16 protein-coding genes and 5 pseudogenes are annotated in these 25,828 nt (G+C 58.3%); 17 read left to right on the top strand and 4 right to left on the bottom strand.

Annotated elements, in window-relative coordinates:
* Positions 1-36 precede the first annotated feature (36 nt).
* Positions 37-3,450 (top strand): annotated as a pseudogene (locus tag A9K68_RS27880) (Ulp1 family isopeptidase); the annotation flags it as partial.
* A 127-nt stretch (positions 3,451-3,577) separates the two neighbouring features.
* A pseudogene (locus A9K68_RS27875) lies at positions 3,578-4,095 on the top strand (transposase); the annotation flags it as partial.
* Positions 4,096-4,386: 291 nt separating this feature from the next.
* Here A9K68_RS27875 and A9K68_RS27870 read toward each other — a convergent pair.
* Positions 4,387-5,472 (bottom strand): annotated as a pseudogene (locus A9K68_RS27870) (IS110 family transposase).
* Between the two features lie 155 nt (positions 5,473-5,627).
* Entirely contained in the window at positions 5,628-6,353 is a 726-nt protein-coding gene (locus tag A9K68_RS27865) for a response regulator (protein WP_082982151.1), read from the bottom strand.
* Between the two features lie 1,300 nt (positions 6,354-7,653).
* Here A9K68_RS27865 and A9K68_RS27860 point away from each other — a divergent pair.
* The 14 genes and pseudogenes from A9K68_RS27860 to virB11 all read left to right on the top strand — a co-directional run bounded on the left by A9K68_RS27860 (position 7,654) and on the right by virB11 (position 19,720).
* A complete protein-coding gene (locus A9K68_RS27860) occupies positions 7,654-8,436 on the top strand; it encodes a type IV secretion system lytic transglycosylase VirB1 (protein WP_065006391.1) in 783 nt (260 codons plus the stop codon).
* 14 nt (positions 8,437-8,450) lie between these two features.
* Positions 8,451-8,816, top strand: a complete 366-nt coding sequence (gene virB2, locus A9K68_RS27855; RefSeq protein WP_065006390.1) for a pilin major subunit VirB2 — start codon at positions 8,451-8,453, stop codon at positions 8,814-8,816.
* The gene (locus A9K68_RS27850; RefSeq protein WP_065006389.1) at positions 8,816-9,142 is read left to right on the top strand and encodes a type IV secretion system protein VirB3; all 327 of its coding nucleotides are present in this window, start codon (positions 8,816-8,818) and stop codon (positions 9,140-9,142) included. The genes virB2 and A9K68_RS27850 overlap by 1 nt, the downstream gene beginning before the upstream one ends.
* A pseudogene (locus tag A9K68_RS27845) lies at positions 9,142-11,139 on the top strand (VirB4 family type IV secretion/conjugal transfer ATPase); the annotation flags it as partial. The gene A9K68_RS27850 and the pseudogene A9K68_RS27845, both read left to right, overlap by 1 nt.
* A 194-nt stretch (positions 11,140-11,333) precedes the next feature.
* Positions 11,334-12,845 carry an IS21 family transposase gene (istA, locus tag A9K68_RS27840; protein WP_141246659.1) on the top strand — a complete coding sequence of 504 codons (1,512 nt, stop codon included), beginning with the start codon at positions 11,334-11,336 and terminating at the stop codon, positions 12,843-12,845.
* A 12-nt stretch (positions 12,846-12,857) separates the two neighbouring features.
* Positions 12,858-13,613, top strand: coding sequence for an IS21-like element helper ATPase IstB (gene istB / locus A9K68_RS27835; RefSeq protein ID WP_065008691.1), 756 nt, complete (start codon positions 12,858-12,860; stop codon positions 13,611-13,613).
* A 148-nt stretch (positions 13,614-13,761) separates the two neighbouring features.
* A pseudogene (locus A9K68_RS27830) lies at positions 13,762-14,142 on the top strand (type IV secretion system protein VirB4); the annotation flags it as partial.
* Positions 14,143-14,155: 13 nt separating this feature from the next.
* Positions 14,156-14,839, top strand: a complete 684-nt coding sequence (locus A9K68_RS27825) for a type IV secretion system protein VirB5 (RefSeq protein ID WP_065010587.1) — start codon at positions 14,156-14,158, stop codon at positions 14,837-14,839.
* 58 nt (positions 14,840-14,897) lie between these two features.
* Positions 14,898-15,785 (top strand): type IV secretion system protein, encoded by an 888-nt coding sequence (locus tag A9K68_RS27820; RefSeq protein WP_065010588.1) that lies wholly within the window; start codon positions 14,898-14,900, stop codon positions 15,783-15,785.
* A gap of 25 nt (positions 15,786-15,810) precedes the next feature.
* Positions 15,811-15,969, top strand: coding sequence for a type IV secretion system lipoprotein VirB7 (locus tag A9K68_RS27815; protein WP_082982598.1), 159 nt, complete (start codon positions 15,811-15,813; stop codon positions 15,967-15,969).
* Positions 15,966-16,679, top strand: coding sequence for a type IV secretion system protein VirB8 (locus A9K68_RS27810; protein WP_065010589.1), 714 nt, complete (start codon positions 15,966-15,968; stop codon positions 16,677-16,679). Before A9K68_RS27815 ends, A9K68_RS27810 begins: the two co-directional genes overlap by 4 nt.
* The gene (locus A9K68_RS27805; RefSeq protein WP_065010590.1) at positions 16,676-17,557 is read left to right on the top strand and encodes a TrbG/VirB9 family P-type conjugative transfer protein; all 882 of its coding nucleotides are present in this window, start codon (positions 16,676-16,678) and stop codon (positions 17,555-17,557) included. The genes A9K68_RS27810 and A9K68_RS27805 overlap by 4 nt, the downstream gene beginning before the upstream one ends.
* Complete coding sequence (gene virB10, locus A9K68_RS27800; RefSeq protein ID WP_065010591.1) at positions 17,554-18,696, top strand: type IV secretion system protein VirB10; 1,143 nt, start codon at positions 17,554-17,556, stop codon at positions 18,694-18,696. The genes A9K68_RS27805 and virB10 overlap by 4 nt, the downstream gene beginning before the upstream one ends.
* A complete protein-coding gene (virB11, locus tag A9K68_RS27795; RefSeq protein ID WP_065010592.1) occupies positions 18,680-19,720 on the top strand; it encodes a P-type DNA transfer ATPase VirB11 in 1,041 nt (346 codons plus the stop codon). Before virB10 ends, virB11 begins: the two co-directional genes overlap by 17 nt.
* Before the next feature lie 117 nt (positions 19,721-19,837).
* On the opposite strand, the gene A9K68_RS27790 is transcribed toward virB11, so the two are convergent.
* Both A9K68_RS27790 and A9K68_RS27785 read right to left on the bottom strand, forming a co-directional pair.
* Positions 19,838-22,357: a two-component system VirA-like sensor kinase gene (locus tag A9K68_RS27790; RefSeq protein ID WP_065010593.1), complete on the bottom strand. Its 2,520-nt coding sequence runs from the start codon at positions 22,355-22,357 to the stop codon at positions 19,838-19,840.
* Positions 22,358-23,415: 1,058 nt separating this feature from the next.
* The gene (locus A9K68_RS27785) at positions 23,416-24,570 is read right to left on the bottom strand and encodes a porin (protein ID WP_065010595.1); all 1,155 of its coding nucleotides are present in this window, start codon (positions 24,568-24,570) and stop codon (positions 23,416-23,418) included.
* An 895-nt stretch (positions 24,571-25,465) separates the two neighbouring features.
* Between A9K68_RS27785 and A9K68_RS27780 the strand changes: the two genes are divergently transcribed.
* Entirely contained in the window at positions 25,466-25,798 is a 333-nt protein-coding gene (locus A9K68_RS27780; RefSeq protein WP_065010596.1) for a helix-turn-helix transcriptional regulator, read from the top strand.
* The last annotated feature ends 30 nt before the right edge of the window (positions 25,799-25,828 follow it).

The raw sequence follows: 25,828 nt of genomic DNA, 5'->3' as shown, positions 1-25,828 counted from the left end.
GCGGACCAGGCCCGGCAAGTGGGCGATGAGCAGCACCTTGCCGAGGCCCGGAGGCTGTTCGATCAAGCTGACGAGTCGCCAACCAATCCAGAGGAGGTTCTGCGACTGGAACAGGGGTTGAGCGAAGTGCTTCAGCGACGGCAGGATAATCTCGCCGCCTCGTCTTTTTTCAGCGGCCCAGGGATGCCCGCTGGACCGGGTGACCACAACAGCATCGTGGCGGACGCTTTCGTAGCGGCCGGCTCTGGGCACGCCGGAGTTGAGGCCGCCGCCCCGCCAGCGTTAGCTGCCAGCCAACAGCAGATCCGGCCCTGGCCGGATGCGCTTGACCAGGGCAACCATCTGCCACCCGGGTGGGTCATCATCAACAATGAACATTCCACAGCGCTATTGAGGCCAGCGGAGAGGCAGAGGGCCCTGAATACGCCGCAAGCCGCCGCCATTCAGCAGCCGCTGAGCGAAATCGGCCATTCAGGCGGCCGCGTGCCGATGCAGCCCCCCATGCAGCAGTTGGGTGAATTGCCATTGGAAGGGGTACCCGTTCAAGGGACTGGGTCCGAACACATCGGAAGGCTGCATGCGGAGGCCGCGCCCTCCGCAAGGTTTGAGGCACCCCCCGCTGCGATCGAGAACTCCATAAACATCTCATTCGCCATCCCCGAAGGCTTCTCCCATGTGACTCAACGCGTCCCAGACGCAATGCTCTCTTTTCAACGCGTCCCAGACGCGATGCTCTCTTTTCAACGCGTCCCAGACGCGATGCTCTCTTTTCAACGCGTCCCAGACGCGATGCTCTCTTTTCAACGCGTCCCAGACGCGATGCTCTCTTTCTTGGGCCGCCATGACCCCTTGCCGGATGCGGGCCAGGCCCGGCACGTGAGCTTTGAGCAGCACGTGGCCGAGCCGCGCCGAGCCGAACCTGTCGCGAGTGGCGCCCGTGCTACCCGCTATCGCCATCTGTCCGGCGAACACCGGGACGTGATTGATAAGGCGATCGCCCACGCTGCGGCTCAGCAACACCATAGCGCGGCGACGCTCCGAATATACTCGCATGCGCTTCGCCGATTGGCGAATGATCTCGGCGCTCGCGGCCAAGCGACTGATCTAAAAAATCACCAATCCCTGGTCGATCACCTAGATACTTTCTTTCCGCAAAACGTTGATATAAAGACGGCGTTGAACGTCCTGCGTGCGTATCATGAGCCGGGCTATTCAGCGACTGGCCGGTGGCCAGTGCCGGTGCCCTCAAAGGCAGACGCGCATGTCTTAGAACAAGTGACCAGTGACAGCAGCTTGGCCTCAAGCACCCGTGCTATCTATGGTCGTAATCTTCGCAAATTTTCTGAGGCGCTTGAGAGTCGGGGCCAGACGATCTCTGGGCTGGATCACTATTCGCGGATCGAATTCGCCGAGAGGTTGTTTCCAGGCAACCGCTATCTCCGCTTAGCGCTGGAACGGGTTCGCGATGCGGAGCCCGCGTCAGACGTTTCCGAGGCTCGGAGGCTGTTCGCTCAAGCTGACGAGTCGCCAACCAATCCGGAGGAGCTTCTGCGACTGGAACAGGGGTTCCGCGAAGTGCTTCAGCGACGGCAGGATGATCAAGCCGATTCGTCTTTTTTCGGCGACCCAGGAAATCTCGCTGGACCGGATAACCTCAACAGCAGCGTGGCCGACGCTTTCGCAGCGGCCGGCTCTGGGCACGCCGGAGTTGAGGCCGCCGCCCCGCCAGCGTTAGCTGCCAGCCAACAGCAGATCCGGCCCTGGCCGGATGCGCTTGACCAGGGCAACCACCTGCCACCCGAGCGGGTGTTTATCAACAATGAACATTCCACAGCGCTGTTGCGGCCAGCGGAGAGGCAGAGGGCCCTGAATACGCCGCAAGCCGCCGCCATTCAGCAGCCGCTGAGCGAAATCGGCCATTCAGGCGGCCGCGTGCCGATGCAGCCCCCCATGCAGCAGTTGGGTGAATTGCCATTGGAAGGGGTACCCGTTCAAGGGACTGGGTCCGAACACATCGGAAGGCTGCATGCGGAGGCCGCGCCCTCAGCAAGGTTTGAGGCACCCCCCGCTGCGATCGAGAACTCCATAAACGTCTCATTCGCCGTCCCCAAAGGCTTCTCCCATGGGACTCAGCCCGTCCCAGACGCGATGCTCCCTTTCTTGGACCACCATGGCCTCTTGCCGGATGCGGAAAACCCGAAATGGAACTACGAGATTAAAGGTCACGGCTACACCGCCGAGAGGCCAGAAGGGGGCAACGACTTTTGGCTCGTCGATCGCGGTCCGATGAGGGAAGCTGCAGCGGCAGCAGTACTGGCAAAGGCCCCAGAACCCGCCTCGCCAGCGAACGCCAGGCTGTCAGACACCTATCGCGGTGTTCCATTAGTCAATCTGACCACCTCCTCCGATGCACGGATCGCAGCGCTTCCGTCAGGTTCGTCCAACCTCCCCGAGGGGGTGGTGCTCGGTGCCGACCTGCTGAGCGACGCCCATATCCACAGGGATTACCGGTTGCTGGAGCAGGACCTGCAGGAGGCCCACCCAGCGCTCGCCGCCCGAACGCGGCTGGTGGATCCCTTGGTCTCCCAGCAACTGCGCCGTCACGACCGGGACCCGCAACTTACATTGCTGTCCATCTATCATCACAACGACGTCGCAGCCGACTTCGTGTTCCTGCCGGTGAACAGTGGCAACCCTTTGGCTACGGTGGCAACTGATGGACGCAACGAGCATTGGTCGCTGCTGCTCGTTGATCGCCGCGACCCGGAAAGAGCGGTCGCCTATCACTACGATTCCATCCATCAGAGCTATGGACGGGGATACAATGACGCGCCTGCACGAGAGCTCGCAACAACACTGGGCGCGACCACCCTGGTGACACCCGCCATGGCCCGGCAGAACAACGGTGTTGATTGCGGAGTCTTTGTGGTGGACGGCACGCGCGCGCTGGTTCAGAGATTGGCGAACCAAGAGTTTCCGGAACGGCTGCGGCCGCTGCACCTCGACGACCTCGTCGCCGATCGGCAGGCGCTGCAAAACCGACTGAGGCAGGGCCGCTTGCCGCACGAGCTTGCCGCAATCCCCCCGGAAGCTTTTGGAGCCGCGTCGCAGGTGCAACAAGCCGTGTTGCAAGAGCAGCAAGCCCGACAAGTCGCGCCAGCGCCGTTTGAACGGCGCTTGGGCAGGACTCGCGAGGCCCAGGACGAGCTGACGAGTACACTCGACAGGAGCAACCTCGTGAACAGCGGGGGCGTCGTCATAAACAATGAACACTACACAGCGCTATTGAGACCGGGGAAGAGGCAGAGGACTGATAATCCGCAAAGCCTCGCCATGGGGCGGCAGCCGAGCGAAGCAACCACGACGTCCATCAACCAAGCCTCCGATCAAGCCCGAGCCGACCTAATGGCTTCCTTCAGAAGCAGAGAGCGCTCCGACGCGGGGCGTTGAGCTCCATGGCTGGGGTCAAACAGAACGGCTCTTTTGACGACAGAGGCGCTGATCCGATCTCCGGACCGGTAGCTCTCGCCGTAATTGATCAGGCTGGCACTGCTGGAAGGCGATGTAGGCCTGGAACTCGCCGATCGCCCAGACGCTGAGACGGATCGCCGACCTCTATAAAGATCGAGGACGATATCCGCGGCCGATCGGCCGATGAACGCCGCGCGATGCGTCAGGAAAATAGCCGCGCTATTGTCGCCGATTTTGAACCTTGGCTGCGCGAAAAGCTCGGCCTGATCAGTCAGAAGACCAAGCTCGCCGAGGCAATCCGCTACACGCTCTCACGCTGGGAAGGCCTCTCGCGCTTCCTTGACGACGGCCGCATCGAGATCGACAGCAACACCGTCGAGCGCTCAAGCCGTCCGATGGCGCTCAACCGCAAGAACGCGCTCTTTGCAGGTTCAGACGGCGGTGCCGAAAACTGGGCAGTCATCGCGTCGCTGATTCGAAACCTGCAAGCTCAATGGTGTCGAGCCACTCGGCTATCTCGCCGACGTCCTCACCAGGATCGTCAACAGCCATCCGAACAGCCAGATCAACGACCTGCTGCCTTGGGCCTGCATCCGGGCGCCCGAGCTCAAAGCCGTGGCCTGAGAACAGCGCTCTGATGACCGCTGTCAACGCTGTGGGCGCACAAAATCATCCGATCCGGGGAGCGGCTGTCGTGCTGATGATCGCGTATGGGAGGAGGCGGAACTGAAGGACGTCGGTGATCAAGCTCTGATGCGCGGGTTGGCTACCGCATTCCCGATTGTGCGTCCGGGGCTGTTCCTATCTTACTGCGGGCGTCGGTCAATTTGCCGGCCACAAAGCGTCTGACGGGCATTCCCCTGCCGTGGTCCCGCCTCCGCCCATGCGCGAGGTGTACACTGCCGCGGCGAGCGATCAGGTGGAGCGTGCCTCCCTGGCGACGGCCCACATGAAGCCGACTAGTTCGCGGGCGATCGCCGTGCAGACCACCGTCGTTCGCTTGCCTCGCCCGACCAGCTTTCGATAGCGGGTCGTCAGGCGGGCTTGAGCCTTCCATGCGATCTCACCGACTTTCGGCGGCGCCTGCTCCAGCCGGTACAGCTTCGCTTTGCCGATCCGGGGAGGGTGTCGATACGTCCAGGCGCTCTCGACCAGCATGTGGCGAACGCGGCCATTGCCTGCCTTGGTGATGCCGCCACGCCTGATTGTCTCTCCAGTCGATCGCTCGCCGGGAACGAGGCCGAGATACCCCATGAGTTGGCGAGGGCTCTCAAAACGGCTTACGTCGCCGATCTCGGTAGCGAACGTTACGGCGACGATCAGATCGACCCCACGCAATGTCTGGAGCGCTCGCACGATCGGCGCCAGCGACCAGTTCGGGATGAACTCTTCGATCACGCGCTCAAGCCGTTCCACACGCTCTTTCGAGACGCGCACCGCTTCGACCATCTCCTGGAGTGCGATCTGATGTGCAGGATAATCGAACCGCTGCTCCTGCAACCAACGCAGCTAGCGCATGGTCCAGTTCTTCCTGCGTGGATAGGCACGACCATGCTTGAGCATGAAAGCGCCCACCTGCTGGCGATGGACCCGCAGCCTCTCGACCGCGGCGGCCCGGGCGCGAACGAGATCGTGCATGGCTTCGTGGTCTTCATCGGGGACCCACACCGCGGTCAGCTCGCCGGCGCGCAGCAGCCTTGCCAATGAAAGAGCATCCCGGCGGTTCGTCTTCACCCGATCGCCAGGTTTCCTTGGAATCAGCGATGGCGCGACTACGGTGCATTCATGGCCAAGGGAACGGATCAGTCGGTAGAGGCCATAGCCGGTTGGGCCCGCCTCGTAGCAGAGGTGGATCCGATCGAACTTGGCGGCGATCCGTTGGATAACGCGGCGCATGCTCGTATCCGATGCATCGACCTCGCCGAAGAAGCGAACCTCGCCCTCCCGGCCGGCTTCCGCAATCGCGACGGCATTCCTCTGCTTCGCAACATTCCCTATAATCTGCCACGGCTCGTCCTCCTGTGATGAGGATCGGCTCGGCCCGCCCGAGCAACCCTCGGACGCGCAGTGTAGGGCGAGCCACCTCACCGGCAGAAGCGGACATACGGTCTTACGCTTGAACAGCCTCGTCAGCCAATCTCCAGCATAACTACCTGTCACGCGGCCAGGGTGCCTCCGTAGCTAACGTCTACGTCAGCGTTGAAGAAGTACCCTGCACCACGGCATGTCTTGACTAGGCGAGGATTGGCCGCATCAGCCTCCAGCTTTCGGCGCAAGCGCATGATTAGGACATCGATACTTCGATCGTACACCTCTTCTCCACGCACACGGCTCGCGAGCAAAAGCCGTTCTCTGGATAGCACGTTGCGGGGGTTCTCCAGAAATGCGATCAAGAGATTGAACTCACATGCGGTAAGCTTGACCTCGCCACGCTCCGTACAGATCAGTCGCCGCTGCTTGACGCTGAGCTTCCAGGCCCCAAAGCGAAATGAGCGCTGATCTTTGGTTCGCGGACTGGAAATGCGCTCGCGTAACGCTACTCGAATGCGGGCCAAGAATTCGCGCATCCCGAAAGGCTTGGGAATGAAATCGGTTGCGCCGAGCTCCAGTGCAACCACTTTTTCCGCCTCATCAAGCCGGTCGCCGCTGATCACTATGATAGGAACATCCGATCTTGTCGCCAGATTGCGGACAATCGCAAGTCCATCCTCCCGGCCTAGGTTAAGGTCAACAACCACGAGATCGACTGCCTCATGTGAAAGAACATAGTCAAACTGCTTGCTATCGTGGACTGCGGTTACCTTCAGGGCATGCATCGTGAGATACCCGGCGATGAGGCGCCGCATTGCGGCATCATCGTCAATGACAAGAACATGTTTCAACGGCACACCTTCAATCTTGAATCCCCTTGTCTAAACCTGTTTCTGAGCAACCCTGGGGCACCGACGCAGAACAGCTGCCCCTTGATATCACTCGCCGTTGCCTGCGGCCAATGTGAGGCCGTGCTCGTCCTGGTCTTTTCATCCGTGGCGAATTGACCGCACCCAGGCAGCCCGTGGCCACCAGACAGGTCCAAGCGCCGAGATGACCCTGCCGTGTGGTCCTTCGCTTTTTCGCTTCGAGCTCCCCCGTTGGTGCAGGCCTGCCAATACCATTCGAGTTCGACCTCATGGATGCCAAGTTTCCTGCTATGCCCTTGCATCCTTGTCATCCTGGAGTTTGCGGACCTGGATCATCTCGACATCCTCCGGCTCGTGGATCCAGCTCGGACATGGTTGAGCAGCGCGGCGTTTGGTTGATCGGAAAGGCGGTCGGCGGAAGAAGACCGTGATTCGCTGCAGCGGCCTTGTGCCAAATAGTATGTCTCCTGCCAAGCCGGCTTCGTCCAAGGTGGCCGGCGGCCCAAATGCTGTTTCGGGCGACCGGCAGGTCGCCGATTGTGGTGAACGTCCGGGCTAACATTTCTCAGTTACTGCAACTCCTCCATCTGGAGGGTGTCACTATGCTTGTCCATTGCGCCGTCGGACTCCGTTAATGGCGTGCGGTTTTCTGCCGATGGGACTGTGCATGATCCACCCGTTGGCGGCGCGACCGATCAGCTGAACCAGGCTCGCACCAGGTGGGCTGCGCCGCCACGTATTCCCAGTTGACCCTCGCCCCCGCGGATTTGCCCCTTCGAGCCAGCTTCGCGGACGAGCTCGCGGTCTCAAACAATGATCTGAGTGTGCAGGGCCGCGCATGGCTGTCTCTTAAAGCACCGGCAGCATATCGGCAAAGTTGGGCTGCTTTAGCGCCTTCGTCGATTCCCCACGGTGATCCCGAGCCTGAACAAACCCGCCAAGCTTCCCATTTTGTCCTTGGCTTAGCGCTGACAAAAGGTCCCATCACCATCCATGACGCCGAAGTCGCGGGCCACGGTCCAGGAGCAACGGACGGCCGGGACGAGCAATCCCGCACAGGAGTCATCGTACCAAGATGCTCCAGATGTCGCTGGCTGATCGGGCCGGCGCCACCCCACGCATGCGCAAGCTGCTCCACCCACGCTGACACCAACACGGTCTTTGCTTCAGTTGAAACCGAAAAGCTGAAATTGAACATCACAGAGTAACAAACCTCCCCGATAAGCGCGTGCCGGACAGGGGCAGAACTCGTGCGGCGGCTTGGAAAGGCAGGTAATAGGGAATGTTTATTGCAGCTTGGCCCCTGGCCATCGTCCTGTTGACATCCATGTCACTCCCAGCCGAGCCCGCGCCACTTTCTCCCCGTGAGTTCCACAGCCTGTCGCGCAAATGCGCTCCATGGGTTGCGCCGTCCACCCTCGCCGCGATTGCCAAGATTGAAAGTGGCTTTGAAACGCTGGTGGCTCATGACAACACCACAGGTGAGCAGCTTCGCTGGATAGATCACCTGGAAGCCACGCGGGGCATCAAGCACCGCCTCGAAGCACAACATTCTGTCGATGTTGGATTGATGCAGATAAACAGCAACAACTTTCCCATGCTCAATCTCACGCCGGAAAAAGCTTTCGAGCCCTGCGCCTCGCTTTCGGCTGCCGCCCACTTACTTGAAAGCCGGTATGCCGGCGGCACGACTGCTGTGGCACAGCAACTGGCGCTTCGCCGTGCCATCTCGGCCTATAACACGGGCGACGTCACGCGTGGCTTCACCAACGGTTATGTACGCAAGGTCGAGTCGGCCGCAAAGGACATGTCAAGTCTCCTTGAGCGAACGCTGGAGCCGACCGCTCAAGATGTGCCAGGCCTTGAGGCAGCCGGTCCGAAAACCGTGCCCCCTCTGCTCGAACAGAGCCAACAGACTAATGAAAAGCAGCCCGCACAAGATTCGTGGGACGTTTGGGGCTCCTATCAGCGAAACCGCTCCGGGGCCGATCCCTCCGGTCCGACAGGCAGCCAGGCTGCGGACGAGCGGGAACCCTCGAACCCGAACAAACTCGTATTCGATTGAAACATGGAGATACAATGATGAAGCCACTCAAAATACTTCGTGCACTTAAAACGCGTGTTCCTTCGCCTTTTTCCATGCTGCGCATGGCGGCTGAATATGTACCGGCCGCTGCTGCGGGCGTCGCGTGGACGGTCTTCTCCAGCGGGCCGGCCGCGGCCCAGGTGACCGGAGGGACGGATCCTGCCAAGATGGTCCAGAATATCTGCGCCTTCATACTTGGTCCCTTCGGACAATCACTGGCCGTGCTCGGACTCGTGGCCATCGGCATCTCCTGGATGTTCGGTCGTGCTTCACTTGGCCTGGTTGCGGGTGTTGTTGGAGGAATTGTCATCATGTTTGGCGCCAGCTTCCTGGGCAAGGCGCTCATAGGCGGTGGCTGATGAGCGACCGGTTGGAAGTGAGCACCCTCTATGTGGCGGCGACACGCCCCGCACTGTTTCTGGGGGTGCCGCTGACACTGGCCGGAGCGCTCATGATGCTGGCGGGGCTCATCATCATTATCCTTAAGAACCCGCTTTATGAAGTCGTGCTCGTGCCACTCTGGTTCGGAGCACGGCTGATTGTTGAGCGTGACTATAACGCCGCAAGCGTCGCGTTCCTCTATTTGCAAACGGCCGGCAGAAGCGTGGACGGGCCGGTCTGGGGCGGCGCGAGCGTCAGCGCCAATCCGATCAGAGTGCCGAAACGCGGAAGAGGAATGGTGTAATGTTTGGCGCCAGTGGCCGGACCGAGAGATCTGGCGAGATCTACCTTCCGTATGTCGGTCATCTAAGCGATCAGGTTGTCCTTTTGGAAGACGGATCGATCATGGCCATGGCACATGTGAACGGGCTGCCGTTTGATTTGGAAGACGCTGAGATGCGCAACTCGCGCTGCCGCGCGTTCAACACTCTCTTGCGCAACATCGCAGATGACAATGTCTCGATATACGCTCACCTTGTGCGACACAATGATGTGCCGGCGCCAGCGCCGCGCCAGTTTCAAAGTGCATTCGCTGGCAGTCTGAGCGAGGCCTACGAGCGCCGTGTGCTGTCGGGAAAGCTCTTTCGCAACGATCACTTCCTCACTGTCGTCGTGTTCCCCCGCAGCGCAATCGGCAAGATCGGCTTGCGGCTTTTCAAGTCCCCCAGCCGGAATGACAATGATCTAGCCGCCCAAATTCGAAGCCTGGAAGACCTCTGGCAGATCATTGCTGGCTCACTGGGCGGTTACGGTCTGCGCCGGTTGGGTATTCGTGAGAAAGGCAACGTGCTCTTCACCGAAATCGGTGAGGCGCTTCGGCTGATAATGACGTGCCGGTTTCTTCCGGTTCCGATGGTTACCGGCTCACTCGGCGCCTCGATCTACACTGACCAGGTCATCTGCGGGAAGCGGGCGCTTGAGATTCAAAGACCTGGGGATAGCTCCGTGGGATCATTGTTTTCATTCCGTGAATATCCGGCGACGACGCGGCCAGGCATGCTAAATCCCTTGCTGTCGGCCAACTTCCCGCTTGTGCTCAGCCAGAGCTTTTCCTTCCTCACACGGCCACAAGCTCATGCGAAGCTTAGCCTTAAGTCCAGCCAGATGACGAGCGCCGGCGACAAGGCTCTCACCCAGATCAATGAACTTGCCGAGGCAGAGGACGCACTGGCAAGCAACGAGTTCGTCATGGGTTCGCATCATCTGAGCCTGTGCGTCCATGCCGAGAGCCTCAACAGCCTTGCAGATCGCGCAGCCAATGCGCGCGCAAGGCTGGCCGATGCGGGCGCCGTTATCGTCCAGGAGGGTATCGGCATGGAGGCCGCATACTGGTCCCAACTTCCGGGCAACAACAGGTGGCGCACACGCCCCGGGGCGATCACCTCGCACAATTTTGCCGGGCTTGTGTCATTTGAAAACTTCCCAAGCGGTTCCACTTCCGGCCACTGGGGCAAAGCGGTTGCGCGCTTTCGCACGAACGGTGGAACTTCATTCGACTACATCCCCCATGAGAATGACGTCGGCATGACGGCGATATTCGGACCCGTCGGCAAAGGCAAGACGACGCTGATGACGTTTATCCTCGCGATGCTTGAGCAAAGCGTGGTCGATCGCGATGGTGCCATCGTATTTTTCGATAAGGACCGGGGTGGTGAACTGCTGGTTCGAGCCACGGGAGGGACATATCTGGCGTTGCGCAGAGGCACTCCGAGCGGCTTGGCCCCCCTGCGTGGACTGGACAACACCTCCGCCTCGTTGGATTTTCTGCGCGAATGGTTGATGGCCCTGATCGAGAGTGACGGCCGTGGTCCGATCTCGCCGGAGGAAAGCCGTCGATTGGAACGTGGCATTGTTCGTCAACTTTCGTTCGACCCCGTCATGCGCTCACTTGCGGGCCTACGCGAATTTCTGCTGCACAGCCCCTCCGAGGGCGCAGGAGCACGGCTGCAGCGGTGGTGTAGAGGGAATGCGCTTGGATGGGCGTTTGACGGCGATGTGGACGAAGTAAGGCTGGATGCCTCCATTACAGGCTTCGACATGACGCAGCTCCTGGAATTTGAGGAGGTCTGTGCGCCGGCCGCCGCATATCTTCTGCATCGCGTGGGCGCTGTTGTCGATGGCCGTCGGTTTGTCATGAGCTGCGACGAATTTCGTTTCTATCTGCTCAACCCCCAGTTCTCGGCTGTTATTGACAAGTTCTTGCTCACCGTCCGCAAAAACAACGGGATGTTGATACTCGCTGCGGATTCCGACGTGAAGCCGGCCGCCATTCCGATCAAAGACCGGCCACCGTTCCGATTTGAAGCCGGCCACCATTCCAATCAAAAGCCGGCCAGTTTTCGGCACTGAAGATTACCTCCTGGGTCAGCAACTTTGGCATCAATCACCTCGCCATGAACGGGGACATTTTGATGCCGGCAAAGAGAAGGCTGACCATGAGACAATTGAGACAAATGCTGCGGCTTGCCGGAAGCGGGACGAGCTCCCGCGAGATTGCGGTCGTGTTGGGGATAGCGCGCAGTACGGTGCAGGATAATTTGCAGCGTGCAGCCGCGGTTGGATTGAGCTGGCCCTTGCCGGGCGAGCTGACCGACGATGCGCTTGAGCACAAGCTCTTCAGTCGCAACGGCGTCAAACAGGGCACGCGGCGACGCACGGAACCGAACTGGGCCGATCTTGCGGTCGAGCTCAAGAAGCCCGGCGTCACATTGCTCATCCTGTGGGAGGAGTATCGTGGGTCGCATCCCGACGGTTACGGCTATAGTCGCTTCTGCGAACTCTTTCGCAGTTTCGAGCAGCGGCTTTCGCCGACGATGCGCCAGGAGCATGCGGCCGGCGACAAGGTCTTCGTCGATTATTCCGGCAAGAAGATCCCGATTGTCGATCGCAAGACCGGCGAGATCCGCGAGGCGGAGATCTTCGTGGCGGTGCTGGGTGCGTCCAGCTACACCTTTGCCGAGGCCACCTGGACGCAAACGCTTCCCGACTGGATTGGCTCGCATGTCCGGATGTTTCGTTTTTTTCACGGCGTTCCCAGACTCGTCATTCCCGACAATCTGAAGTCTGGCGTCAGTCGCGCTAGTTTCTACGATCCCGAGATCAATCGCAGCTACGGCATGATGGCTTCCCACTATGGCGTCGGCGTTCTTCCGGCACGGCCAAGAAAGCCTCGGGATAAATCGAAAGTGGAGAATGGAGTGCGTTTCGCCCAGTCCTGCATTCTGGGGCGCCTGCGCAACCAGACTTTCTTCTCGCTGGCTGAGGCCAATGCCGCCATTGCCCAGGCGCTCGATCGCATCAACGACCACGTCATGCGCCGGCTGGGCGTCAGTCGCCGGCAGCTCTTCGAGACCGTCGAGAGCCCGGCTTTGGCCAGTCTTCCACTGGAGGATTACGAGTTTGCCGAATGGCGTTTGGCCCGCGTCTCGACGGATTATCACGTCGAGTTCAAGACCTTCTTTTATTCCGTGCCCCACAGCCTCATTCGTCAGCAGGTCGATCTGAGAGCAACGGCGCGCACCATCGAGATCTTCCACCGCGGCAAGCGCGTCGCGGTGCATCAGCGCCGCCATGGAGGTCCTCGCCATGGAACCGATCCGGATCACATGCCCAGTTCCCACCGGCGCTATGCCGAATGGACGCCGGAGCGCTTTCGGCGTTGGGCCACGTCGATCGGGCCACAGACCGAAGGCCTGGTCATCGCAATTCTCGCCAGCCGTCCGCATCCAGAGCAGGGCTTTCGAACATGTCTGGGCATCCTGCGCCTGTTTCGCGACATCGATCGCAATCGGGCAGAAGCCGTGTCAGCCCGCGCTGTCGAGATCGGTGGCTTGAACTGCAAGAGCATTGCTTCGCTCATCGCCAATCACAAGGCCGCACGCCATTCCACCGAACCAACCGCCATCGTCGATCACGCCAATCTGCGTGGCCCTGATTACTTTCATTGAGGAGATCCACCCATGCTGATCAATCCCACCATCGACATGCTGCGAGAGCTCGGCCTCTACGGCATGGCAACCGCTTTCCAGGAACTCGACACGCAGCCCGAAGTGCGCGGCCTCGAGCACGGCGAATGGCTTGCCATGCTGCTCGAACGCGAGGCGACCATGCGCCGCCAGAAGCGTTTCGAGGCTCGCGCCAGGGCTGCCAAGCTTCGCCATGACGCGCAGATCGAGGATGCCGACTTCCGCGCCGCACGCGGCCTCGACCGCAATATGTTCATGGCGCTTGCCGGCTGCGACTGGATCAGAAAGCATCACGGTCTTCTTGTCACCGGACCAGCCGGCGTCGGCAAAAGCTGGCTTGCCTGCGCTCTTGGCCACCAGGCCTGCCGCGAAGACTTCTCAGTCGCCTACCACCGGGTTCCCAGGCTGTTCGCCGCCCTCGCGCTTGCAAGAGGCGACGGGCGATACGGCAGGATCCTCAAATCTCTTGCCAGGACCGACCTGCTGATCCTCGATGACTGGGGACCGGAAAAACTCAATGATGACCAACGCCGCGATCTCCTGGAGATCATTGAGGATCGCTACGAACGACGCTCAACCATCGTCACAAGTCAGGTGCCCGTGGATCGCTGGTGGGAGATTATTGCAAACCCAACTTTGGCCGACGCCATCCTGGATCGCCTCGTTCACAACGCCTATCGCATCGATCTCACCGGTGAAAGCATGCGAAAACAGCGCCCGCCAATCGTCCCCGAAAACACCGAAGCTTGACCTGAAACAAAACCCAACCCAAACATCAACGAGACCCAGGATCAGTCCGAAAAATGGCCGCCTTCAAATCGGAATGGCGGCCGGAATGAAATCGGAATGACTGGCCGGCTTCAAATCGGAATCGGTGGCCGGCTTCATCGGAACACGCATACTCGCAACGCAGCAGCCTGAACACGTGCTTGAATCGCCCCTCGGAGCTAGTCTCGTTGCACAATGCATGACGAAGATTTTCTACCCATCACCGACGGCGGACCGAGCGGCGTATGTCGATGGCTTGAAGTGCACTACGCAGGAGTTCGAGGCAATCCGCCACGGAATGGCAATTGGCAGCCGCAAGTTTTTGCTCAAGCGCGACAGCGGGAGTGTTGTTTGCGAATTCGATCTTGGGCAGATGCGCGAATATGTAGCCGTACTCTCGGGGCGGGCCAACACCGTGCGCTTTGCCGACCAGCTTCGTGACCAGTACGGAGATGCCCCAAGTGGGTGGCTCGACAAGTTCATGGCTCGTTACCACGAAATTCAAGACTGACGGAGGAATATTCATGAGATTTGCCAAGCTTGCAGCAACAACGCTTGCTGCTTCCTTTCTGCTTAGCACACAGGCCCGGTCGCAATTTGTCGTCAGCGACCCGGTAACAGAAACACAAGTGACCTTAACAGCGATTTCCAATGCGGCGATCCTTGAGAGGTCAATCACGACGCTCGCTACCACGATCGAAATGGTGGATATGCTAAAGTCGTCATTCGGTGTCACGGGACTGCTGGGCACACTGAACCAAGGAAATCACTACCCGTCGAGCAATACGCTGGAGGGGCAGATGTTTGATGCTCGGGCGCCAGTTTCGACCATGGCGCGTAACATTGCGCAGGACCCGACTCGGAGAGTCACCGGCACCGATGCAGAAGCGAAACTGTTAGAGGGGCAAATCGCTGGTGCCGCCAATGCCGCAGCTCTTGCAGCCGACACTCTGGGCGTAATGGACAAGCGCCTTAAGGCTAACGACAACACGCTTGGTCAGCTTTCCAGCTCGAGAAATATTGTGCAGGCCACCGTGACCAACGGTCTGGTCCTCAAGCAGATTCATGATGCGATTATCCAAAATGCCCAGGCCACGAGTCTGCTGACGATGGCCACTGCACAAGGCAGCCTTCACGCCGCGGAGGAGGCCGCCACGCAGCGTCGCGAACGCCAGGACACCGCCAAGATGTTTAGCATCCTCCCGTAAACCACGCAGAGTTCATTCGGCTCAGCTGCGCTGATCAGGGACAAATCAGGCTCACGCCATGAATTTCAAAATTCCCGCGCCATTCACGGCTATACACACGATCTTTCATGAGGCCTTTACGTTAGGGCTGCACGAAGTGCTTGAAAAGATCCAAGAGGCGGTCAGTGCGCCTCTGGTTGCGTGTGTCACGCTTTGGATAATAATCCAAGGCTGTCTGGTCATGCGTGGTCAAGTCGATGCGCGCGGGGGTATCTCGCGCGTAATCATGGTATCGATTGTCGTTGCTCTTATCTTAGGGCAGGCCAACTACCAGCAGTACATTGAAGCGGTCTTCGACGACACGATCCCGAGGTTGGCTCACCACATCAGTGGCAGCGACTTGCCCTTCATGGCGATCCCCCAGAAGCTCGACTTCATGTTTGCTTCAAGTCAGTATGTCTTTCAGGTGATTGCTTCCGAAATTGGGCCTATGAACGGCCAGGACATACTTGCTTTCCAGGGAGCGCAATGGATTTTCTACGGCGCGCTGTGGACAGCGTTCGAGATTTACGATGCCGTTGGAATCCTGACGAAGGTGCTCTTGGCGATCGGCCCCCTGGTCCTTGTAGGCTACCTTTTTGATCACACTCGAGACATAGCCACCAGATGGATCGGCCAACTGCTCTCGTACGGGCTGCTGCTTCTCCTCCTCAATATCGTTGCAACGATAGTTATCGCTGCCGAAGCAGCCTCGCTGGTATTCATGCTGGGGGTGATCAAATTCTCGGGCACGACAGCAGCCAAGATCATCGGGCTTTACGAGCTCGACATGCTTTTCCTGGCTGGTGACGCTCTGATCGTCGCGCTTCCGACGATCGCCAGCAGCATCGCCGGCGGCTCTTGGGCAGGTGCGAACCAACCTCTTAACAACCTCAATCGCCACTTTGCCAAAACGGCGGGTGGTTAACCAATCGACAAGCGCGGTGCCAAAAATGAAACTTTATCTACTTTTGTCAATCCTCGCTTTGGCGGCCTGCAAGACAACCGACCGGCTTGCGACCTGCACGGGTGCGCCATTCCAACTGAACGTGGGACAATGGGAAACCACCCCTGAGGATCTTCAGGTCGAATGTGCGGAAGAGCCCAAGTGAAATTTCCTGAACATGCCCTTCTGGTGGAGAGAGAAACGCTAGCCGCCCACTACAAGAAGGTGGAAGCGTTTCAAACTTCACGAGCGAAGTCTGCGCGGCGCCTGTCAAAGGCCCTGATAGCCTTTGCCGCAGCGGCGGTCCTAGGAAATGTTGCCCAGGCATTTACCATCGCTGCCATGGTCCCGTTGGCCAAGCTCGTACCTGTGTTCCTCTGGGTACGGCCGGATGGGACCGTTGACAGCGAAGTGTCAATCTCTCGACTGCCGGCAACCCAAGATCGAGCCGTCATAAATGCTTCGCTGTGGGAATATGTACGCCTGCGCGAGGGCTACACAGCAGATACAGCCCAATATGCCTATGACCTCGTGTCCAGTTTCAGCGCACCGGCTGTGCAACAGCAATATCAAGATTTCTTCAACTATCCGAATCCCACCTCACCGCAAGTCACGGTCGGCAAGCGCGGCAAGCTCGAGGTCGGGCATATTTCCTCAAACGACATCAGTCCGGACGTTCAACAGATCCGATACAAGCGTACGCTTGTTGTCGATGGGCAGATGCCGATAGTGACCACCTGGACAGCTACCATCCGCTACGAGCGCTTGACGGGTCTGCCTGGCCAATCGAGACTCACCAATCCGGGAGGTCTACTCGTCACGTCCTATCAAGCCTCGGAAGATAGCGTATCGAACCTGGGCTATGCGCAGCCATGACAAAAAGAGCATTTCTCGCGCTGGCCTGTTCACTTTTCCTAACCATGGAAGCGTGCGCGGAAGACACGCCACTTGCCGGCAAGCATGATGCGCGAATGCGCTACCTGGCTTACCGTCCCGACGAAGTGGTGCGCCTATCGACCGCAGTGGGGGCAACGCTGGTTGTCACATTCGCGGCCAACGAGACCGTCGCAGCCGTGGCCGTTTCCAACAGCAAAGACCTGGCTGCGCTCCCGCGCGCCAACTATCTCTTTTTTAAGGCTAGCCGGATGCTCCCGCCGCAGCCGGTCATCGTGCTGGCCGAGAGTGAGTCCGGTACACGGAGATACGTCTTCAGTATTTCAACGAAAGCGATGCCAAAACTCGATGAGCAGCAACCTGACCTATATTACAGTGTGCAGTTCACCTATCCTGCTGATGAGGCTGCTGCTCAGAGAAAGGAAGCAGAAAGGCGCTCGATTCTTGGTCAGGCCCGGGCGAAAGTGCTGCAAGACGAGAGAGTTCAGGATCTGTTGAATCGGCCCGCCGCAACTGCCAGTCCGGACGAAAGCAATTTCCACTACGTCGCAAAGGGCGATCGATCGCTGGCGCCGCTGGAAGTTTTCGATAATGGCTTTACGACCGTATTTGGCTTCGCAAGCAATTCCCGCATACCCTCCCTCTACGTTATCAATCCCGACGGCAAAGAAGCCGCTGCCAATTACACGGTCAAAGGGGACTATGTTGAAGTATCCGCAGTCGCCCGGGAATGGCGTCTGAGAGATGGCAATACGGTCTTGTCCATTTTCAACAGGGCTTATGATCCTGTGGGACGAGCGCCAGTGACCGGTACAGTGACACCCGACGTGTGGCGCGTTTTGAAAGGCTCGGGCCGATGAACGAAACCGGCCCACAGTCGGGACATGATGTCCATGCATCCGGATCGATGGTCTCGGAGCCGGCCCGCCGGCATGTTTCGGGATTGCAGAAGTTGGCCGTCGCTGCTCTTGTTCTCGTCTCATCTCTATCGCTCATCTGGCTCGGAGGTCGTCCCGGCACACAAGACGATCCGTCTCAGCCAAAACCGCCAATTGTCGCCAACGCCGAGCCATTCCGCCCTGTGCCAATTGAGATTGCTCCTGAACCTCCAGCACCCGTACAGGCGGCCCAGGCGGCAGATGCTGCGCCATCCACGCCGCCCCCACCGGCGCCAGCTGATCCGCCGCCCGAGGAAACGCCAATTTTCGCCTACAGTAGCAGCAGTCAAATGCCCAATGACGGTCAGCGGAGCGAAGACAACCATAAGGATACTCCCGCGACCGCGGATGAGATTTCAAACGGTGGCGATCTGTCAGGCCGATTGAAGCCAGATATACAGGAGCCGAGCCGGGCCACACTTATGCCGCACCCTGATCTCGTGATTACTCAAGGAACGATCATTCCCTGCATTTTGCAAACGGCAGTCGACACAAATTTACCCGGCTATGTGAAGTGCGTCTTACCAAAAGACGTCCGCGGCGCCACCAACAATGTCGTGCTCTTGGATCGCGGGACGACCGTGATTGGCGAGATCCAGCGCGGTCTCCAGCAGGGGGATGCGCGTGTCTTCGTGCTGTGGACGCGCATCGAAACACCTGACCATGCCCTCGTTTCGATAGCATCGCCGGGCGCTGACGAGCTCGGCCGCTCCGGAATGCCTGGCACGGTGGACAATCACTTCTGGCAACGCTTTGGCGGAGCGATGCTCATGAGCGTCATCCAAGGCGCGTTTCAGGCGGCCGGTCAATACGCGGCCAGCTCTGGCGGAGGAAGCGGCATCAACAGCTTTCAGAGCAATGGTGGACAAGCCGTCGAGACGACACTGAGAGCGACGATCAACGTTCCGCCAACCCTGAAGAAAAACCAGGGAGATGCCGTATCCATCTTTGTGGCTCGGGACCTCGATTTCTCAGATGTATACGATCTTAGAGCGACTGCCGTCGCGCCAGCCCCCCAATATCGCAAACGCCGGAGAGACAATAATGCAATCGGAGGCTGATCCTCAATTGCGTTTGCTTCTCGAGCCCGTTCTGAAATGGCTTGAGGAGCCAAGGACCGAAGAGGTCGCTATCAACCGGCCTGGGGAAGCCTTTGTCCGACAGGCCGGCGTTTTCACGAAACATCCGCTGCCGCTGTCTTATGACGATCTGGAGGACATCGCGATCCTCGCTGGAGCGCTGCGCAAGCAAGATGTCGGACCGCAAAGCCCCCTCTGTGCGACTGAGCTGCCGAACGGAGAGCGGTTGCAGATCTGTTTGCCGCCCGCCGTTCCCTCAGGAACAATAAGCCTGACGATACGGCGTCCCTCAAGTCGTGTGACTGAACTCAAGGAAGTTTCTTCTCGCTACGAACACTCGCGTTGGAATCAATGGCGGTCACGAAAAGAGCGCCAGGAGCGGCAGGACGAAACGATTCTTCAGCACTACGACCATGGTGACTTGGAGCAATTTTTGCGGGCCTGCGTCTGCGGGCGGCTCACGATGCTGCTTTGCGGACCTACTGGAAGCGGCAAAACGACAATGAGCAAGACTTTGATCGATGCTATACCCCCCCAAGAGAGGTTGATCAGTATCGAGGACACGCTCGAGCTTGCAATCCCGCACGAGAATCATGTCCGGTTACTCTATCCGAAGGACCGAACAGGCTTAGGTGCGGTGACAGCCGAGCAACTGTTGCAGGCCAGCTTGCGCATGCGCCCTGATCGAATATTGCTCGGCGAGATGCGCGATGATGCTGCTTGGGCTTACCTTAGCGAAGTCGTCTCCGGCCATGCGGGATCAATATCAACCATCCACGGGGCTGATCCGGTCCAAGGCTTCAAGAAGCTCTTTTCACTCGTCAAGAGCAGCGCGCAAGGAGCCGCTGTGGAAGACCGCACGCTTCTTGACATGCTGTCGGCTGCCGTTGACGTCATTGTCCCGTTCAGTACCCAAGGCGAAGTGTATGAGGTGGGAGAAGTATGGCTCGCCGCTGATGCCCGGCGACGGGGAGAGACAGTAGCCGACCTTCTCAACAAGCACTAAGGTTGAAACAACGTCTCGGGATCGATAAGTCGGTGATGTGACGCGTCATTTTATTCTGCTTCGATGTCTTTTGAGAGGCCTTCCCGGATTGCTTGAGGCCCGAGCGAGCCGGCGGCATCATGCCATGATCATTGTACGAATTGCATGCTCCATTGTCCTGGACGAGACCGGCTTCGCTAGCCAAAGGACGAAGGCCTGATTATCAGATGTGACCGGCATGGGGTCGATTTCACCGACGACTATGACAGGCACCGTCATGAGGGTGGGGCATACGGATTCGGCCTGTCCTCGCTCGAGGAAAGGCATTTTACCCAAGATTAGCAGGTCAGCTGCTTTCCCGCTCTCGATCCAGCTGCAAAGACTTTCGAAGGTCGCGAAGCCGACCGGCTTATAACCCAGCGCGGCGACCTTGTCCTTGTAGATCTCCAACTCTGCTGGATCGGGCTCCACGACTGCAATGATTCCTCCGTTGCCGAGTGATCCCTCGTAGGGACCGAAAGCGATGTCAGCGCTGACTGGCTCCTCCTCGGAGGCCGGTAAGTAAATATCAAAGCGCGTACCTCGGCCAACAGCCGAGGTGACGTCAAGGCATCCTGCGAGCGCGCTCACGTGCCTGTCAACCGCGGCAAGACCCAGCCCGGTCCCGCCGACGCAAGAGCGCGTGGTAAAAAAGGGCTCAAAGACATGCGGAAGTATCGAACTTGCGATTCCTGGGCCATTGTCGCTGATGGAGATGAGAACGTAATCTCCAGGTCTCAAGGTTCCCTGAGCCAGCGGCTTGGTTTGGCACACCTGGGCGCGAGAAACGCTAACCTCGACACGGCCCTCGTTCAAGACAGCCTCCGACGCGTTCTTGCACAGGTTCATGAGAATCTGCTGTATCTCGGTTGGGCTGCCCTCGACCACCGTTTGCCACTCGTTGATCTTGAAGTTCAACTGAACATCGGCACGAACTGTGACCCGCAGCAATGGCGCAAGATCCATAAGAATTTCAGAGACATTGAAAGGCACTGCCACGCGCTGTCGGTTTCGGCTGAGTGACAAAATCTGGTCAACGATCAGCTTGGCTCGGTGTCCAGCTAAGATGATTTGATCGATGTGGTTACGAAGTCTTGAGGGACGACGCACAAGACTTTGGGCAATCTCTGAGTATCCAATTATTGCTCCTAAAATATTGTTGAATTCGTGTGTGGCGCCGCTTGCGATTGTGCCGACAGTCCTCAGCCTTTCCACATGCTCCCATCGACTCACCAGAAGGTCGCATTCCGCATTTACACGTTGCATTTCAAGATGGTTGCTTAAACGCACAATAGCATTGGCAAGAACCCGGAGGTCGTCTGCTGAGGGGAGTGAGCGATCTCCTTCAAAAACAAGGATGCAAACCACAGCCTGCTGATCGGAGGCCCGGCATCCAACAATTTGACACACACCGGAAGTGCCTATGGCGGTCCGAACCATTTCCGCCGCCGGAATGACGCGAAACACTGGCCGTCCGGGGCGGACAAGTGAAACGACTTGATCAATATGCGCGACGTTCCAGACGGGTATGCACGTGTTGGCCATAAAGCACTCGGTATGCCTGCTGAGACTCGGATCCACCAGAGCAAGCGCGCATTGATCCGCATCGAAAACGCGTTGAACGAGTCTAAGCGCTGCTTCGGCGGAAAAGCGCGCCGAGGCGTTCTTTGCTTTACTATCGTTGAAGCGAGCTTCGATCTCATTCAACGCCTCTTCAAGCTCCAACCGCCTTTTCAACCGGTTCGTCCGCAGATGCTGCCTGGAGGACCGAATGATCGCAAGCAAGCAAAGGCATATGGACACCAAGCCAAAGAAAAGTCGCGTACGCTGCGCTTGCGCGTTGGCCAAGCTGTAGCCTTTCAGATGCTCTCGCTCCAGTTCGGCTGCCATGGAGAACGTGTCGAGGGATGCGATCTGATTGGCAGCTTCGTCCAACCTCCATAAAGAAGACAGGAAATTACCCAAAGCATCCGCGGCAGCTCGGGCCTGGTTCGGAGCAAATCGGTCGAGAGGCTGATCCATCTGTGATGCGAGGGTGAGCCCCGGTTCAGCCGAAAACACGATCAGCTTCGAAAGTTCAACCCTGCCCAAGGGTGCCCCCCCGAGGCGACCAATCGAGCGAGCAAGATCTGCGAGAGAGCTTTGCATAAGCTGATTTTGCTTGATCAAGGCTGAGATGGCAGCCTCTTTGTTTTCGATCGAGTTTATGAGCTGCGCGAGCAATTTGGATTGCCCGGAGCTCTCATCGGGCGAAACGTCGAGAGGGCGTTGCAAGTATTCACGATTCCTTTGCAATGCCTGTCCGGTAGAAGCAACCGAACGGTAGTCCAATGCCATATCGGTCCGAGCGCGGGCGACGTCGCGCCGGAGCAATGCATCGTTGATCTGAATCGTTCGCAGCTGGCTTAGGACCGCGTCGTTGATCTGGGGCCCCTGCGTCCCGACCAAGAGCGCAATCGAGGCAGCTAGGGCGATTACAATTGCTTTGTCGGAACTGAGCCATGTTCCCCAAGGAAACGGCGTTTGATCCGTGGTGCACGCCTTGCGAAGGTCCGACCTGAATTCCAGCTCCTTATAGGTTCGGTATGCGGCCGGATTTTGCTGGAACAGGAAAGCCACGCCTACCTCTCCCCTTATGAGGACGGTTTAACACCGTTGCCAAACTTGGTCTTGGTCCGCTTCCAGGACGAGATGAGCTCCCAAAGCCTCCGCGACGCGGAGCACATCCTCACGATCTTGGAAGCAGATGAATATAGCTCGCAGGCGGTGCTTCGACCCCTCACGGCGGCAGGGGCCTCAGCTGAGCCGTGCTCGCCGACCACATGCGGTTTGTAGCAGCTATAATCAGGTAGATGGTCCCAGCTAGCTGGCCGAATCCGTGCTCATTGTCTCCACGACCGTCGATTGCCGTTCGATTGCTGATCACATGGTCGACCTCACCGGAGATCGCCTCGGCACCCGGGCCACACTGGACAAACATTCCATGCAACTACTCCGATGGCGCCCACCACGCCAAGTGACGCTTCATATTCATCATCGGACAGCCAGAAAAATCGATTGCTTCGATAAAGAACATCCACGACATGGATGCAATCACGCACAATTTGCGGTGCTGCTGAGGACGCCGGCTCGATCCGCCATATCTCGGCGTCAAATCACGCGCCGGAGAACTAGGCAACGTAGCACCACCGTGGACTAAAGATCGAGCTTATGCTGTCACGCGTTCCGTTCGATCAGGACCAAAGGCTTGCGCGCCTCTGGACGGTCCGCTGCGACTCAGACACTAGTCCTTCAAGATGACCCAAACAGAACAAGAATCTTACTGAACCGAACTGATTTTGCAATGACGGTCGTTCTGAACCACTGAGGAAACTTGACGAATGCCTGGACGAAGCTTCCAGGCATTTCTCAGCCGTTCTTGCCGTGCCTCCGAAGCTCTCGATCTCGAGCGCTCATCGCAATGAGGGTAGCACAACAGGGATGCAGATGGGGCCGAGAGACATGTCCTGGACGAGTTATTCAGTGGAATTGCTAAGCGCTCTATGGAAGCCTCGCTGATCAGGCTATGAAGTCCGGCAACCAATGTCCGGGCATGATCGTCCGGAACCACATCTTGAACATCGTAAAGCCAGACACCGACGCCTCCAGTCGGGCCTCCGACATTCAGGTTCGCTCCGTTAGAACGAGCTTTGGAATCGCAGCACGCCGCCGAGGCTGTTCCTTTTGCCGACGTGAGCCGGGTTCATTCCGGAACGGTCGACGGCAGCGAACTTGGCGTAATGGGCATAATCGACTTCGGCTGTGACTGTGAAACCTGGAATGACCATATAGGCGACGTTTGCAGCCAGTCCTGAGTCCCTGAGCTGATCACCCGAGACCTGAAGGTTGAACGAAGTTTTCTCGGTTAACGTGTAAGTGGCGCCCGCCCAGAAAGCCCAATTGCCGCTCCAAATTTTGTAGATGCCGCGACCGTGAGCGGCGACCGCGTTGGTTGGGTCATCGTTGAGATTGCCAATGGAGCCGTAGCCGAACATTCCGAATAGCGACAGGTCATCTGTGACATTGACATCGACTCGGAGCTTGCCGGCCAAAGCTTCGTAGTCGCTGTCACGAGCGATTACGCCGGTGATCGCGCCCCAGCCCTGCGTCTGTTTCACGCCGAAGACGACGTGCGGAACATGGCTGTCGATAGTACCGACTACACCCGACCCTTGTTCAAGTGAAACCAGAGCCGAAAAGCCGTTATCGGCATCGAAGTAATACTGAGCCACGTTGGTATCGAAATCGCCGTACGGAACGAGTACGTTATTGAGCACGTTTCCGGCGTAGCCTGTAAACGTGTCGAAGGCCGAATCGTCCTTGCCAACTCGGAGGCCACCAAGCTGGATCCAGGCGGAAGTCAACTTGACGCCGCTGTTGAAGATATAGTTGTGAGGGCTTTCCGGACCCGGATAAGCGTTGTGGTTGCCGAAGTTCACGCGAGTTTCAGTATAGGTCTTCAGTGCGCCTAGTTCGGTCTCCTGGCGCGTCCAAGTTTTGAACGTGAAACGCGTGTTGTTTCGCCAGGTGCCCTGAGCCTCGCCAGTTCTCACATCGGAGGTTCTTATCCCGTCATACGATCGGACATCGCTGAGGCCGACGTCGTAACGGATGTAGCCGCCGATGCGCACGCAGGTCTCGGTGTCGGGGATATGGAAGTAGCCCGAACCGTAGACGTCGCAGATCTTGACGTATTCGGTCGGAGCCGGCGCGGAGACTTCGTCCGTCGCGCGAGCGACGGAAACGGAGATCAGGGCCGCAACTGAGCCGAGAAGAAGGCTGCTTACGTTCATTCTGGATCTCCAGTTCAAAGAATAAAAGGCGGACGCGTCAAAGGGCGAACCGGCGGCCTATCCCAGGACCAAAAACATGTGCATCTCGCTCCTCTTTGAGGAATGCGCGATACTAAGTTGACTAGAGGAGTTCCGGTGTGAGTAAGCCAAGTGATACTTGTACTGTGCTTTATCGCAGTTCGATTTATGGAAGAAACAACTGTGGTTGGCTACCAACTGCCCGAACGAGGTGAGATTCGACCTCCGTCCGGATCCAAGAAAGGCAAAATCGCCTATTGCCTTGCCGCGCTTCCCACAACCGTTCCTCAAATTCTTTCAGTACACCGGGGGTTCAGCATTTCTGAACCAATATTCATCTCCGTTATTTGTGGGTTGGCCGTCGGCGTTCGATGCGGAGCAGCAAGCGACGTGCCATCCTGAAGAGGTAGCTCCGCGCTGACACTTGAATTGGCCGGCGCAACTTCGTCGCGCTCCCTTCTTTTTGCTTTTTGGGGGTCAGGCTGAGCACCGAGCAGACGTTTTGGGACAGGCTCGTATGTTCGATATGTGACACTTTCGTTCGATACCGACAGCACCTGTTTGTTGTGAAGCTCGGGTCGAGACAGCATGCGGCGGCGCCGCTCGGTACGTCAGGCGGGAGCCCCGCTGCAGCACACATCTGGATCGTGCCAAGGATGGCCCGTTTCGTTTTGCAGCGGCGCAATCGTTCACACCCCCGTGCGACTCACCTAGCGCCCATTGCGGATCGGATGGATGCATGCTCACGAGAGTAGTGTGGTTGGTTGCAGGGCCACCGCCTTGTCGATCGGTCAAACAGGCCAACTCTCGACAGATCACGGTTTAGGTCTTATATAAGCACCCTAGAATGAGTTAAGGTCGTTTATATGAGACAAACATGCGCTCAACAGTGACAGATACATTGCCTCCCAGAGTCAAGAGGGCGCTTGGCAAGCTCGGCGCCGACATTGCGCTCGCCCGTAAGAAGCGCAGCCTGACCGTGATGATGATGGCGGAACGACTGGGTGTCGCAAAGAGCACCTATCTGAAGATCGAAAAAGGAGACCCGACTGTCGCTATGGGGGCCTACGCCATGACCTTTTTCGTTTTGGGCTTTGATGAGGCTTTGGCGCAGATCATCGACGCACATCGCGATGAGCAAGGCCTGCTCCTCGACGCCGAACGTTTGCCCAAGAGGGTAAGGGTGCGGAAGCCACCGGGTGCAATATGAGACGTTCTATTGCTGTTCACATTGGCGAAG

Source organism: Mesorhizobium sp. AA22, assembly GCF_001672375.2.
Classification (GTDB): domain Bacteria; phylum Pseudomonadota; class Alphaproteobacteria; order Rhizobiales; family Rhizobiaceae; genus Mesorhizobium; species Mesorhizobium wenxiniae.
Note: the sequence above shows the minus strand (reverse complement) of the source record. Positions and strands in the feature narration are given on the sequence as shown.

Coding starts and splice junctions, on each gene's coding strand:
- A9K68_RS27820 (WP_065010588.1), top strand. CDS start 14,898: ATGAATTTCAAAATTCCCGCGCCATTCACGGCTATACACACGATCTTT.
- A9K68_RS27860 (WP_065006391.1), top strand. CDS start 7,654: ATGTTTATTGCAGCTTGGCCCCTGGCCATCGTCCTGTTGACATCCATG.
- istB (WP_065008691.1), top strand. CDS start 12,858: ATGCTGATCAATCCCACCATCGACATGCTGCGAGAGCTCGGCCTCTAC.
- A9K68_RS27815 (WP_082982598.1), top strand. CDS start 15,811: ATGAAACTTTATCTACTTTTGTCAATCCTCGCTTTGGCGGCCTGCAAG.
- virB2 (WP_065006390.1), top strand. CDS start 8,451: ATGATGAAGCCACTCAAAATACTTCGTGCACTTAAAACGCGTGTTCCT.
- A9K68_RS27805 (WP_065010590.1), top strand. CDS start 16,676: ATGACAAAAAGAGCATTTCTCGCGCTGGCCTGTTCACTTTTCCTAACC.
- A9K68_RS27850 (WP_065006389.1), top strand. CDS start 8,816: ATGAGCGACCGGTTGGAAGTGAGCACCCTCTATGTGGCGGCGACACGC.
- A9K68_RS27785 (WP_065010595.1), bottom strand. CDS start 24,570: ATGAACGTAAGCAGCCTTCTTCTCGGCTCAGTTGCGGCCCTGATCTCC.
- virB11 (WP_065010592.1), top strand. CDS start 18,680: ATGCAATCGGAGGCTGATCCTCAATTGCGTTTGCTTCTCGAGCCCGTT.
- istA (WP_141246659.1), top strand. CDS start 11,334: ATGAGACAATTGAGACAAATGCTGCGGCTTGCCGGAAGCGGGACGAGC.
- virB10 (WP_065010591.1), top strand. CDS start 17,554: ATGAACGAAACCGGCCCACAGTCGGGACATGATGTCCATGCATCCGGA.
- A9K68_RS27825 (WP_065010587.1), top strand. CDS start 14,156: ATGAGATTTGCCAAGCTTGCAGCAACAACGCTTGCTGCTTCCTTTCTG.
- A9K68_RS27780 (WP_065010596.1), top strand. CDS start 25,466: ATGCGCTCAACAGTGACAGATACATTGCCTCCCAGAGTCAAGAGGGCG.